This window comes from Enterobacter sp. QK-SA4 (genome assembly GCF_056856775.1).
Window position 1 is genome coordinate 3,222,601 of record NZ_JBXFXH010000007.1, and the last position, 12,638, is coordinate 3,235,238.

Below are 12,638 nucleotides of genomic sequence, written 5' to 3' on the forward strand. Positions count from 1 at the left end.
GCCAGCCCGATCGGCTGGCATTTTTATTTTCGGGTTATTCCCGAGCCAGCGCGTCCACCGGATCCAGCCGCGCCGCGTTGCGGGCGGGCAACCAGCCAAACAAAATGCCGGTAAAGGTCGAACACAAAAACGCGGTGATAATGGCAACCGGCGAGAAGCCAATCTCCCAGCCGGGTAAAAAGAGCTGGAGCGCAAACGCGATCATCATCGAGAGCGCAATGCCCATCGCCCCGCCGACCAGACACACCAGAACCGCCTCAATCAAAAACTGCTGCAGCACATCGCTGGCCCGGGCGCCGACCGCCATGCGAATACCGATCTCTCGCGTGCGCTCGGTGACCGACACCAGCATGATATTCATCACCCCAATGCCGCCGACGACCAGCGAGATCACCGCCACCAGCGTGAGAAACAGCTGAAGAGTACGTGTGGTCTTTTCCGCCGTTTTCAAGAGGCCGTCCATATTCCAGGTGAAGAAATCTTTCTTCCCGTGGCGCAGGGTTAACAGTCGCTCAAGCTGCTGTTCGGCGAGCGCGCTGTCGTAGCCCTCCTTCACGCGCACGGTGATGGAGTTGAGCCAGGACTGCCCCATAATCCGCCCGGAGATGGTGGTGTAGGGCAGCCAGACGCGCAGGATCTTGCTGCTGCCGAACATCGACTGCTTCTCTTCCGCCACGCCGATGACCGTGGCAGGCATGTTGCCGACCAGGATCACTTCGCCTACCACGCTGGCTTTATTGGGGAAGAGCTGCCTGCGCGAGTTCGCGTCCAGTACCACCACCTGCGCCCGGCCCGCCAGCTGCTCGGCGTTGAAGGTGGCGCCTTCGCTGAAGGTCATGCCGTAGACGTTGAAGTAGTCTCCGCTGACGCCGTTAGCGCTGGCGGCCACGTCAACGTTGCCCACGCGCAGACGCAGGTTCTGCGAAACCGCAGGCGTGGCGGAGTTCACCCACGGCTGCTTCTGAATTGCCGCCAGATCGTCATACTTCAGCGCCTGCTGATACTGCGGCTCGTCGTCACCAAAATCTTTGCCCGGATAGACGTCAATGGTATTAGTGCCGATGGCGCGGATATCGGCCAACACCAGCTGCTTGGCCGCGTCGCCCACCACCACGATCGATACCACCGAGGCGATACCGATAATGATGCCGAGCATCGTCAGCAGGGTGCGCATTTTGTTAGCCGCCATCGCCAGCCAGGCCATGGTCAGCGCTTCGCGAAAGCCGCTGGAGAACTGTCCCCAGCCGGTTGATGCCGGTAGCGCTTCTTTCGGCGCCGCAGCCCTGGACTCACGCGGCGGTGGATTGCTGACCAGCTCGCCGTCGTGGATCTCAATGATTCGCTCCGCCTGCGCCGCCACCTGCGGATCGTGGGTCACGATAATGACGGTGTGCCCCCGATCGCGAAGCTGGTGCAGGATCGCCATCACCTCTTCGCCGGAATGGCTGTCGAGCGCGCCGGTCGGTTCATCCGCGAGGATCACCTGCCCGCCGTTCATCAGTGCCCGGGCAATACTCACGCGCTGCTGCTGGCCGCCGGACAGCTGCGACGGCTGGTACTCCACCCGCTCCGCCAGCCCCAGACGCGTCAGCAGCATCTGCGCGCGCTCAAGGCGCTTTTTCCGTTCGACGCCCGCATACACCGCGGGCACTTCCACGTTCTGGGCCGCGTTAAGGTGAGAAAGCAGATGGTAACGCTGGAAAATAAAGCCGAAGTGTTCCCGGCGCAGCTTCGCCAGCGCGTCGCCGTCCAGCGTGGAGACATCCGTCCCGGCCACGCGATAGGTCCCGCTGGTCGGTTTATCCAGACAGCCGAGAATGTTCATCAGCGTCGATTTACCGGAACCCGACGCGCCGACAATCGCCACCATCTCGCCCGCCTCCACGCGCAGGGAGATGCCCTTCAGCACCTCCACCGTGCCGTCGCCTGACGGATAGCTGCGACGAATGTTATTTAGCTCAAGCAGCGCCGTCATTTAGCGGCTCCGGGCAGGGTTTCGCTGACAACAACCTCCTCGCCCTCTTCCAGTCCTTTCACCACCACCACGTCGGTGTCGTTGCGCGCGCCGATCACGACCTCGCGCTCGCGCGTTTCGCCGTTGCGCAGCACTTTCACTTTATAACGACTATCACCGGCGGACTCGCCGAGCGCAGAGAGCGGAATGGTCAGCACGTTCTTCACGCCGGTCAGCTGGATATGCACCTGTGCGGTCATGTCCAGACGCAGCACGCCCTGCGGGTTTGGCACCTCAAAGCGGGCATAGTAAAAAATTGCGTCGTTAACTTTCTCCGGCGTCGGCAGAATGTCCTTCAGCATGCCTTCGTAGCGCGTCTGCGGGTCGCCAAGCACCGTAAACCAGGCGTTCTGCCCCGGCTTAAGATGGATCACATCCGCCTCTGAGACCTGGGCTTTGACCAGCATGGTGCTCATGTCCGCCAGGGTCAGAATGTTCGGCGCCTGCTGCGCGGCAATCACCGTCTGGCCCTGCAGCGTGGTGATCTGGGTCACTTCACCCGCCATTGGCGCGACGATTTTGGTGTAGTCGAGGTTGGTTTTTGCCGTATCCAGCGAGGCCTGATTGCGTTTGATCTGCGCGTCAATCGTGCCAATTTGCGCCTGTTTCACCGCCAGTTCAGTGGTGGCAGTATCTAAATCCTGTTTCGAAATAGCCTGGGTTTTGGCCAGCGCCTGCTGACGGGTCAACGTTACCTGAGCCAGGTTACGTTCTGCCAGCGCCTGGGCACGCTGCGCGCGCAGCTCCATCAGCGTGGCTTCCACCTCGCGGATCTGGTTCTCAGCCTGCTCAGGATCGATAACGCCGAGCAGCTGGCCTTTTTTCACCTTGTCGCCAATCTCAACCGACAGCGTTTTCAGCTGGCCGCTGACCTGAGCGCCGACGTCAACCTTGCGCAGCGCGTCAAGCTTGCCCGTCGCGAGGACGTTTTGCTGCAGTTCGCCCGGGCGAACAATCAGCGTCTGATACTGCGGCGCCGGCGCATTCAGCACCTGCCATAGCCAGTACCCACCGGCTAAAACCACGACCGCCAGCAGCAGAAACAGCGTTCTGCGTTTTCCCTTGAGGTTCATAAATATTCCAAATAAATGTTCTGGCAATGATAAGCGTTGATTCTAACTAAACGACTCTTCAACGAAAGCCCTGTTCTCCGAAATCGTCCTAATTTGTTTACGAGATGTTGACATTTCTCCTGCTGAAATAGCGATATTCCAAAAGGATCAGGATCTACCATGTCTTCTATCGTCGATACATCACTTTCAAACCTGCCGCAGCCAAAATCCGGCTGGCAGCTCTTCAAAAACCTGGCTTTCGGTGAGATCGCACCCGGGCTGGCATGGGAAAAACCCGCCTATCGACGCAAGTTCATGCTGCGCTCACTGGCGACACCGCTCAGCACCGCTCGACTGCTGTCTGATCTTGCGAAACATCCGCACCTGATGCAAATGCTCCAGGTTCAGCCTGGGCTGCCCTGCCGCCTTCATCGTCCGTGGTTAACGGTCAATATGGATCGACAGCGTGTGCTGGAATCGCTGTCCTGGCACTATCAGATGATGTGCCGCCAGCTGCCGGCGACGCTGACAAAGGGTTACCTTTCAAAGCAGGGCGTGACTCTGCTGACCTTAACCGGAAAAGATGAACAGCAATTTACCGTCCGCCTGTGTGCCGACGCGTTTATGGATAAAGAGGGAGAAGCTACCCTCGTTTTCTGTGACAGTCAAAATACGGCGCTGGCGGAGATGACCTTTACGCTATGCCAGTTTGAGGGAAAATCGACGCTGTTCATTGGCGGCTTGCAGGGCGCAAAAGCGCATGTTCCCCATGAGCTGATCCAGGGAGCGACGAAAGCCTGCCACGGCCTGTTCCCGAAACGTCTGCTGGTCGAGGCCGCCATGACGCTCGGCGCCGCGTTCCCGGTAGAGCAGATTGTCGCCGTCAGTAACGATACCCATATTTATCGCAGCTGGCGCTACCGCAAGAAAAAAGAGGGCAAACTGTTGGCCGATTACGACAGTTTCTGGCTCTCCATCGGCGGTGAAAAGCAGGATAACGGTAATTTTATGCTGCCACTCGTCATGCCGCGTAAACCGATGGAAGAGATCGCCAGCAAAAAACGCTCCGAATATCGCCGCCGCTACGCGCTGCTGGATAGCCTGATTCAGCAGATGAAACAGGCGACCCAACGCTAATCCGCTTTCCCGCGTGCCAGCCACAGCACGCGGGAGAACATCTTCCGTAACAGGGTCGGTACCGCCTCCACGCCCCGCCTGCCCGCTTCCGTCGCCACTTCAATGGCTAAATCCGGTTTTGACGAACGGTGAATGGCTTTGGCGATCACCCGCCGCATGTTCATCGGGACATCGACCGGTACCATGGCAATGCGGTGGAAGACGTCGTCGAACCCCTGACGATACATAAAGTGTTCCATGTCCATCGCGGGGAGCATGGTTAAATGGTCGCGCTCTTCCTCGCGCTCGTTATTCAGCAGGCTCCGCACGGTCGAGGCATATTTTTTACCCGCCTCATCACCGTCTACCAGAACGTGCCACTCGATCCCCATCCGGCGGGCGAATTTTATCAGCGGCTTTAATCCCGACTGGGCGAATTCGATTACCTTAATGCCTTCCGCATCAAAGTGGTGGCCGCACTGGCGCGCCAGCTCGTTGATGACCCAGGTTTCCGTTTCCCCCTCCACCAGCAGCCAGCAGCGGGCAAAGAGCGACGACGCCCGGTTAAAGCGAATATGAAACGCGATGCGCCGCCCGTCTTCCGCATTCAAACCGCCCGGCCCAAGCCGGAAAGCGGAGACGCGGGAGGATTCACGCACCAGGCGACAGACGTGTTCAACCGGCGTCAGCGATAATAACTCTCCGGAATTGGTGGTCGTAATGCGCTGGAGCGGCAGCAGGTTCAGCAGATGCCATGCCACGGAGAGCATGATGGGATGCAGGCGCGTTTCCGGGTCTTCCACCAGCAGCAGAGGCCGGGCGTCCCGGTCAAGACGAACGGTGCCTTTGGCCTGCAGAAGCGTTGAAAACAGACCCAGCAAAATCACCCGATGGGTACGGCCGCCGGGCCGGTCGATCATCCGGTTAATGATGTCGAGATAACGCCAGCTTCGCTGCTCATCATGAGAGCGGCGGCGCATCAGACGGTGGCGCGACTCCGAGGTTCCCTGCTCGGAAAAATAGTGCTCCAGGAGTTGCACCATTGCGGACAACCCCTGACGAATTTGACCATCGGTAAGATTCTGCGGACGCGACACCAGCTCTCTGGCCAGAAAATCCAGCTCGCGGGCGGTGACTTCCACTTCCGGCATATTGGGTACGGTTCCGTTACGAATACGCCGCATAAAGCGCGCATCGCGCAGGCGTAACACCGGCGTCAGGCGGATCAGGTGGCGGGCAAGATCGTCGATATTGTCGAGCGGGATCGGGTTGGCTTTCTCATCGAGAAAATCACGCAGGGTGAGTACCCCCTCGTTCTCCGCCATCTCGCCTTCAAGCCGATAGAAAATCCGGTGGAAACCGTCGTCGCACGGCACCCAGCAGGGTGACAGCGGGCGGAAGCGACGCACGCGGTGACGTCCGGGCTCGGATTCGCGGAACGTCAGGATGATATGCAGGTGCTTCTCGCGTCCCGTTACGTCGCCGGGCGGAAACCAGAAATCGTCGCGAACGAAGTGATACAGATCGTCTTCGGGCGAAAGCAGTAGCGTCAATGCATCCAGCAGGCTGGACTTACCCCACGCGTTCTCGCCGATCAGGACGTTGTTCTGCTCCAGCTGCAGCGACAGGCGGTTAATACCGCGAAACCCGACAATTTCCACACGTTCGAGAAGCATAAATCCCCCGCGATATGATCACTTTTTCCTTCAAGTAATCAGCAGTATAGCGGGATGCACACGGGCTTGACACTGCAATCCGCCTCCATATCCTGGCGGAAGCACGAAAAATTCAGAATTTATCCATCAGGTTTCATTTGAAATAACCCACATCTCACAAGATACTACCGCCCGCAAATTGGTCTATGCTCTATTTACCGCTGATTTGAACAAGGATTGACATCACATTGCCTTAAATCAAATTAATCGAATTTATTTAAGTGGCGAAGGGGTGTTGTTGGTTTTTAAAATACGGGCTCTTTGAGTCGTCATCCCTTTATGGCGATATATCCCGTGCGCGGGAAAGCGTGCGGAAAATTATTTGAGGTGGTTATGTTTAGAAAATTGGCAGCAGAATGCTTTGGTACATTCTGGCTGGTATTTGGTGGCTGCGGTAGCGCCGTTCTGGCAGCAGCATTCCCGGAATTAGGTATCGGTTTTGTCGGCGTCGCGCTGGCGTTTGGTTTAAGGAAGGTGCGAATAAGCAGGTCATTTCTTCCCAAGCTGACTCGCTGATTAAAATTTCGCGGATCTGGGCCGATTTTTTTCCCGCAAACACATCGAATCAGCCTATTTAGGCTATTTTTTCCACCATTTCTGGCGTTATTTCCGGTTTTTACTGAGATCTCTCCCACTGACGTATCATTTGGTCCACCCGAAACAGGTTGGCCAGGGTGAATAACATCGCCAGTTGGTTATCGTTTTTCAGCAGCCCCTTGTATCTGGCTTTCACGAAGCCGAACTGCCGCTTGATGATGCGAAACGGGTGCTCCACCCTGGCACGGATGCTGGCTTTCATGTATTCGATGTTGATGGCCGTTTTGTTCTTGCGCGGATGCTGCTTCAAGGTTTTTACCCTGCCGGGACGCTCGGCGATCAGCCAGTCCACATCCACCTCGGCCAGCTCCTCGCGCTGTGGCGCTCCTTGGTAGCCGGCATCGGCTGAGACAAATTGCTCCTCTCCATGAAGCAGATTACCCAGCTGATTGAGGTCATGCTCGTTGGCCGCGGTGGTGACCAGGCTGTGGGTCAGGCCACTCTTGGCATCGACACCAATGTGGGCCTTCATGCCAAAGTGCCACTGATTGCCTTTCTTGGTCTGATGCATCTCCGGATCGCGTTGCTGCTCTTTGTTCTTGGTCGAGCTGGGTGCCTCAATGATGGTGGCATCCACCAAAGTGCCTTGGGTCATCATGACGCCTGCTTCGGCCAGCCAGCGATTGATGGTCTTGAACAATTGACGGGCCAGTTGATGCTGCTCGAGCAGGTGGCGGAAATTCATGATGGTGGTGCGATCCGGCAGGGCGCTATCCAGGGATAATCGGGCAAACAGGCGCATGGAGGCGATTTCGTACAGGGCATCTTCCATGGCACCGTCGCTCAGGTTGTACCAATGCTGCATGCAGTGAATACGCAGCATGGTCTCCAGCGGATAGGGCCGTCGGCCATTGCCCGCCTTGGGATAAAACGGCTCGATGACAGCGGTCATATTCTGCCATGGCAGAATCTGCTCCATGCGGGAGAGGAAAATCTCTTTTCGGGTCTGACGGCGCTTAGTGCTGAATTCACTATCGGCGAAGGTGAGTTGATGGCTCATGATGTCCCTCTGGGATGCGCTCCGGATGAATATGATGATCTCATATCAGGAACTTGTTCGCACCTTCCTTAACCGTATTAACCATGGCATTTGCCGTGGGACATATTTCCGGCGGTCATTTTAACCCGGCTGTGACGTTAGGTTTATGGGCGGGCGGCCGTTTCCCGGCGAAAGACGTAATTGGCTACATTGTGGCGCAGGTAGTTGGCGGTATTATTGCGGCGGGCGTTCTGTACGTGATTGCCAGCGGTAAAGCCGGCTTCGACGCGGCGGCCAGCGGCTTTGCCTCTAACGGCTTCGGCGAACACTCTCCGGGCGGTTACTCCATGCTGTCTGCCATCGTGATTGAAATCGTGCTGACCGCCGGCTTCCTGCTGGTGATCCACGGCGCAACGGACAAACACGCGCCAGCCGGTTTTGCCCCGATTGCCATTGGTCTGGCGCTGACGCTTATCCACCTGATTTCTATTCCGGTCACCAACACCTCCGTTAACCCGGCACGCAGCACCGCCCTCGCCATCTTCCAGGGCGGCTGGGCGCTTGAGCAGCTGTGGCTGTTCTGGGTGATGCCAATTATCGGCGGTATCCTGGGTGGCGTGCTGTATCGCACCCTGCTGGAAAAACGCGATTAATCTTTCCCTCCCTCTCCCCGTGGGAGAGGGCCGCGGTGAGGGCCACAGGCCGCACACCCCACATAGACACAAGCCGGGTAAGGCGTAGCCGCCACCCGGCTTTCTTTTGCCGCTTTACTGAACAGCCTTTATTGGGTAGTGTCACTGGCGCTTAACCGATACTCAAAAGGACCGGCTGTTCATGTTTTCAGGACTCCTCATCATTTTGCTGCCCTTGATCGTGGGCTATCTTATTCCGCTGCATCGTGAATCCGCATTAAGGCTCATTAATCGATTCCTGAGCTGGATTGTCTACGTTATTCTTTTCTTTATGGGGATTAGCCTGGCATTTCTGGACAACCTGTCGGCGAATTTACTCTCCATCCTCCATTATTCTGTCGTCACCGTGGTGGTTATTTTGCTGTGCAATATTGCCGCGCTGCTGTGGCTGGAACGCACTATTCCATGGAAAAATAACTATCATCAGGAAAAGCTCCCTTCTCGAATTGCAATGGCGCTTGAATCATTAAAATTATGCGGCGTCGTGGTGATCGGTTTTCTTCTTGGGCTGACAGGTTGGGCATTTTTACAGCACGCGACAGAGGCCAGTGAATATACGCTGATCTTCCTCCTGTTCCTGATTGGTATTCAGCTACGAAATAATGGCATGACGCTAAAACAAATTGTCCTGAACCGTCGGGGGATGATGGTTGCCGTTATGGTTGTCGCCAGTTCAATGGTGGCGGGCGTCATCAACGCCTTTATTCTCGATCTGCCGCTGAAAACCGGCCTGGCGATGGCATCCGGTTTTGGCTGGTATTCGCTCTCCGGTATTCTGCTGACCGAATCATTCGGCCCGGTAATCGGCAGCGCCGCCTTCTTTAACGATCTGGCGCGCGAGCTGATTGCCATCATGCTGATCCCGAGCCTGGTTCGCCGCAGTCGTTCTACCGCGCTGGGCCTGTGCGGCGCAACGTCGATGGACTTTACCCTGCCGGTACTACAACGCTCAGGAGGGCTGGAGATGGTTCCCGCGGCTATCGTGCACGGCTTTATTTTAAGCCTGCTGGTTCCGGTCATGATGGCCTTCTTCTCTGCCTGATACTTCTTTGGCGGTAGGTTTCCTGCCGCCAAAATTGCGCTAAATCAATCTCCCTCTATTTTGTAGCAGAAAGCCCTTTTCTCCGTTCTGGCACAGGCATAACCTTAAACATGTATATTAAATATAACTTTAACAGGTGTGATTATGTTTTGTGTGCAATGTGAACAAACCATCCGTACCCCGGCAGGCAATGGCTGCTCTTACGCACAGGGTATGTGCGGCAAAACCGCAGAAACATCTGACCTGCAGGACCTGCTGATTGCCGCCCTGCAAGGCCTTTCCGCATGGGCGTTCAAAGCCCGCGAATACGGCATTGTCGACCACTACGTCGACAGCTTCGCCCCGCGCGCCTTCTTCTCCACGCTGACCAACGTTAACTTCGACTCTCCGCGCATTGTCGGCTATGCCCGCGAAGCGATTGCCCTGCGTGAAGCGCTGAAAGCCCAGTGCCTGAAGGCGGACGCCAGCGCCCGCGTGGAAAACCCGATGTCTGAACTGCAGCTGGTCAGCGACGATCTCGGCGACCTCCAGCGTCAGGCGGCAGAGTTCACCCCGAATAAAGACAAAGCGGCGATTGGCGAGAACATTCTCGGCCTGCGCCTGCTGTGCCTGTACGGCCTGAAAGGCGCTGCGGCCTATATGGAACACGCGCACGTTCTGGGTCAGTACGACAATGAGATTTACGCCCAGTACCACAAAATCATGGCGTGGCTGGGTACCTGGCCTGCCGATATGAATGCCCTGCTGGAATGCTCAATGGAAATCGGCCAGATGAACTTCCGCGTGATGAGCATTCTTGACGCCGGTGAAACCAGCACCTACGGCCACCCGACGCCGACGCAGGTCAACGTCAAGGCAACCGAAGGCAAGTGCATTCTGATTTCCGGTCACGACCTGAAAGATCTCTACAACCTGCTGAAGCAAACCGAAGGCACCGGCGTTAACGTTTATACCCACGGCGAAATGCTGCCGGCACACGGCTACCCGGAACTGCGTAAATTTAAGCATCTGATCGGTAACTACGGCAGCGGCTGGCAAAACCAGCAGGTGGAGTTCGCCCGCTTCCCTGGCCCTATCGTGATGACCTCTAACTGCATCATCGACCCGACCGTCGGCGCGTACGATGACCGCATCTGGACCCGCAGCATCGTCGGCTGGCCGGGCGTGAGCCATCTTGAAGGTGACGATTTCGGTCCGGTTATCGCCCAGGCGCAGCAGATGGCGGGCTTCCCGTACAGCGAGATCCCACATCTCATCACCGTCGGATTTGGTCGTGAAACCCTGCTGGGTGCCGCTGATTCGCTGATCGATCTCGTCAGCCGTGAAAAGCTGCGCCACATCTTCCTCGTCGGCGGCTGCGACGGCGCGCGCGGCGAGCGTAACTATTTCACCGATTTCGCCACCCGCGTGCCGGAAGACTGCCTGATCCTGACCCTGGCGTGCGGCAAATACCGTTTCAACAAGCTGGATTTCGGCGACATCGAAGGTCTGCCGCGCCTGATCGATGCGGGCCAGTGTAACGATGCTTACTCGGCCATCATTCTGGCGGTCACCCTGGCGGAGAAACTGGGCTGCGGCGTGAACGACCTGCCGCTGTCGCTGGTGCTGTCATGGTTTGAGCAGAAGGCGATAGTCATCCTGCTGACCCTGCTCTCTCTCGGCGTCACCAACATCGTGACCGGACCGACCGCGCCGGGCTTCCTGACGCCGGACCTGCTGGCCGTGCTGAACGAGAAATTCGGCCTGCGTTCCGTGACCAACGTTGAAGATGATATGAAACAGCTGCTGAGCGCGTAAGGAGTTATTCATGACCATGCCAACCTCACAATGTCCGTGGCGGATGCAGGTTCATCACATCCATCAGGAGACGCCGGATGTGTGGACGCTGTCGCTGCTGTGCCACGACTACTATCCGTACCGTGCAGGCCAGTATGCGCTGGTCAGCGTTCGCAATTCGTCGGATACGCTGCGCGCCTACACGATCTCCTCCACGCCGGGCGTGAGCGAGTACATTACGCTCACCGTCCGTCGTATTGACGACGGCGCGGGCTCGCAGTGGCTGACGCGGGACGTCAAGCGCGGGGATTATATCTGGCTGTCTGACGCGCAAGGCGATTTCACCTGTGACGACAAAGCAGACGATAAATTCCTGCTGCTGGCGGCGGGCTGTGGCGTAACGCCGATTATGTCGATGCGCCGCTGGCTGGCGAAGAACCGCCCGCAGGCCGACGTGCAGGCGATCTTCAGCGTCCGTTCCCCGGAAGATGTGATTTTTGCCGGGGAGTGGCGTAATTATCCGGTGACGCTGGTGGCGGAGCACAACGCGACCCACGGCTTTGTGCCCGGTCGCCTGAGCCGCGAGCTCCTGCAAAGCGTGCCGGATATCGCGAACCGCACCGTGATGACCTGCGGCCCGGCGCCGTACATGGATATCGTGGAAAAAGAGGTGAAAGCGCTTGGCGTGACCCGCTTCTTCAAAGAGCAGTTCTTCACGCCGGTGGCGGAAGCGGCCACCGGCGGCGTTAAGTTCACCAAGCTGCAGCCTGCGCAGACCTTCTTTGGTCGCGTGGGAACCACGCTGCTGGAGGCGCTGGAAAGCAACAAGGTGCCGGTAGCGGCGGCCTGCCGCGCGGGCGTGTGCGGCTGCTGTAAGACGAAGGTGGTTTCCGGAGAGTATACCGTCACCAGCACCATGACGCTGTCCGATGCGGAAATTACCGAGGGTTACGTGCTGGCGTGCTCGTGCCATCCGCAGGGCGATCTCGTCCTCGCATAAACGGTCAACTTTCGATCGTAGGCCCGGTAAGCGTCAACGCCACCGGGCTTTTTGTCGGGTGGCACTGCGTTTACCCGACCGACAACAACCCTACCGCCACGCGGGTGCTTTACCCAGCGCAAACCGCCCCGCCCCTAAAAACGCGATCGCCAGAGAGCCGATAAAGAAGTACACCAGGCTTTCAATCGCCCATGCGCCCACCTTATCAAGGGCGAGCGTTTCACCCATTCCCACCATCAGCCACGCCACAATCATCGTAAAGGCCAGCACCAGCGCGGCCGGACGCGTAAAGAGCCCGACAATAATCAGAACCGGTGCCACCACTTCTCCAACCAACACGCCGTAGGCGATAAATCCCGGTAGCCCTTTTTCCACCAGCATGCCGCTGATAAAGCCCACGCCGCCAAAAAGCTTGTGCAAACCGTGAAAAAGCATCAGCCCGCCGACGGCAAGTCGTAACAAGAGTTTGCCAAGATCGTCGCACGATAGCTTTTCATTAACAGCAATTAACAATGATTTAACCATTTGAAATGATTCCTGTTTTCACCGAGGTACAACCAGATTATGCCGAATAATTGCGCGTGAAAAGCACCTTTTAATTGGGGGGAGATGACGGGCAATACGGAGACTTTCTTCTAAGCTTGTAAGCGATATC

General features: G+C 57.3%; 9 protein-coding genes and 2 pseudogenes. 6 read left to right on the forward strand and 5 right to left on the reverse strand.

Going from position 1 to position 12,638, the window contains the following annotated elements; genetic code table 11:
- Nucleotides 1-34 precede the first annotated feature (34 nt).
- The gene (macB, locus tag AC1VYI_RS17205; protein ID WP_134866596.1) at nucleotides 35-1,975 is read right to left on the reverse strand and encodes a macrolide ABC transporter ATP-binding protein/permease MacB; all 1,941 of its coding nucleotides are present in this window, start codon (nucleotides 1,973-1,975) and stop codon (nucleotides 35-37) included.
- On the reverse strand, nucleotides 1,972-3,087 hold the full coding sequence (macA, locus tag AC1VYI_RS17210) for a macrolide transporter subunit MacA (protein WP_134866597.1): 1,116 nt from the start codon (nucleotides 3,085-3,087) through the stop codon (nucleotides 1,972-1,974). Before macA ends, macB begins: the two co-directional genes overlap by 4 nt.
- 159 nt (nucleotides 3,088-3,246) lie before the next feature.
- Between macA and AC1VYI_RS17215 the strand changes: the two genes are divergently transcribed.
- On the forward strand, nucleotides 3,247-4,203 hold the full coding sequence (locus tag AC1VYI_RS17215) for a VirK/YbjX family protein (RefSeq protein ID WP_059445586.1): 957 nt from the start codon (nucleotides 3,247-3,249) through the stop codon (nucleotides 4,201-4,203).
- On the opposite strand, the gene AC1VYI_RS17220 is transcribed toward AC1VYI_RS17215, so the two are convergent.
- Nucleotides 4,200-5,858, reverse strand: coding sequence for an ATP-dependent endonuclease (locus tag AC1VYI_RS17220; RefSeq protein ID WP_029739481.1), 1,659 nt, complete (start codon nucleotides 5,856-5,858; stop codon nucleotides 4,200-4,202). The two genes, AC1VYI_RS17215 and AC1VYI_RS17220, sit on opposite strands and share 4 nt — an antisense overlap.
- A gap of 372 nt (nucleotides 5,859-6,230) precedes the next feature.
- On the opposite strand from AC1VYI_RS17220, the pseudogene AC1VYI_RS17225 reads away from it, so the two are divergent.
- Nucleotides 6,231-6,365 (forward strand): annotated as a pseudogene (locus AC1VYI_RS17225) (aquaporin); the annotation flags it as partial.
- A 148-nt stretch (nucleotides 6,366-6,513) separates the two neighbouring features.
- On the opposite strand, the gene AC1VYI_RS17230 reads toward AC1VYI_RS17225, so the two are convergent.
- Nucleotides 6,514-7,494, reverse strand: coding sequence for an IS5-like element ISKpn26 family transposase (locus AC1VYI_RS17230; RefSeq protein ID WP_000019450.1), 981 nt, complete (start codon nucleotides 7,492-7,494; stop codon nucleotides 6,514-6,516).
- A gap of 68 nt (nucleotides 7,495-7,562) precedes the next feature.
- Between AC1VYI_RS17230 and aqpZ the strand changes: the two are divergent.
- From aqpZ to hcr, 4 genes and pseudogenes are all read left to right on the forward strand, one after another.
- A pseudogene (aqpZ, locus tag AC1VYI_RS17235) lies at nucleotides 7,563-8,126 on the forward strand (aquaporin Z); the annotation flags it as partial.
- Nucleotides 8,127-8,307: 181 nt separating this feature from the next.
- Nucleotides 8,308-9,207: a LysO family transporter gene (locus AC1VYI_RS17240; RefSeq protein WP_134866599.1), complete on the forward strand. Its 900-nt coding sequence runs from the start codon at nucleotides 8,308-8,310 to the stop codon at nucleotides 9,205-9,207.
- 144 nt (nucleotides 9,208-9,351) lie between these two features.
- The gene (hcp, locus tag AC1VYI_RS17245) at nucleotides 9,352-11,004 is read left to right on the forward strand and encodes a hydroxylamine reductase (RefSeq protein ID WP_023310971.1); all 1,653 of its coding nucleotides are present in this window, start codon (nucleotides 9,352-9,354) and stop codon (nucleotides 11,002-11,004) included.
- Nucleotides 11,005-11,014: 10 nt separating this feature from the next.
- Nucleotides 11,015-11,983 carry an NADH oxidoreductase gene (gene hcr / locus AC1VYI_RS17250; protein WP_134866600.1) on the forward strand — a complete coding sequence of 323 codons (969 nt, stop codon included), beginning with the start codon at nucleotides 11,015-11,017 and terminating at the stop codon, nucleotides 11,981-11,983.
- A 90-nt stretch (nucleotides 11,984-12,073) separates the two neighbouring features.
- Here hcr and AC1VYI_RS17255 read toward each other — a convergent pair whose 3' ends face one another.
- On the reverse strand, nucleotides 12,074-12,508 hold the full coding sequence (locus AC1VYI_RS17255) for a DoxX family protein (protein ID WP_045403617.1): 435 nt from the start codon (nucleotides 12,506-12,508) through the stop codon (nucleotides 12,074-12,076).
- Nucleotides 12,509-12,638: the final 130 nt, after the last annotated feature.

What these genes read in the sequence shown, in the direction of transcription:
- macB (WP_134866596.1), bottom strand. Translation starts at nt 1,975, where the DNA reads ATGACGGCGCTGCTTGAGCTAAATAACATTCGTCGCAGCTATCCGTCA.
- macA (WP_134866597.1), bottom strand. Translation starts at nt 3,087, where the DNA reads ATGAACCTCAAGGGAAAACGCAGAACGCTGTTTCTGCTGCTGGCGGTC.
- AC1VYI_RS17215 (WP_059445586.1), top strand. Translation starts at nt 3,247, where the DNA reads ATGTCTTCTATCGTCGATACATCACTTTCAAACCTGCCGCAGCCAAAA.
- AC1VYI_RS17220 (WP_029739481.1), bottom strand. Translation starts at nt 5,858, where the DNA reads ATGCTTCTCGAACGTGTGGAAATTGTCGGGTTTCGCGGTATTAACCGC.
- AC1VYI_RS17230 (WP_000019450.1), bottom strand. Translation starts at nt 7,494, where the DNA reads ATGAGCCATCAACTCACCTTCGCCGATAGTGAATTCAGCACTAAGCGC.
- AC1VYI_RS17240 (WP_134866599.1), top strand. Translation starts at nt 8,308, where the DNA reads ATGTTTTCAGGACTCCTCATCATTTTGCTGCCCTTGATCGTGGGCTAT.
- hcp (WP_023310971.1), top strand. Translation starts at nt 9,352, where the DNA reads ATGTTTTGTGTGCAATGTGAACAAACCATCCGTACCCCGGCAGGCAAT.
- hcr (WP_134866600.1), top strand. Translation starts at nt 11,015, where the DNA reads ATGACCATGCCAACCTCACAATGTCCGTGGCGGATGCAGGTTCATCAC.
- AC1VYI_RS17255 (WP_045403617.1), bottom strand. Translation starts at nt 12,508, where the DNA reads ATGGTTAAATCATTGTTAATTGCTGTTAATGAAAAGCTATCGTGCGAC.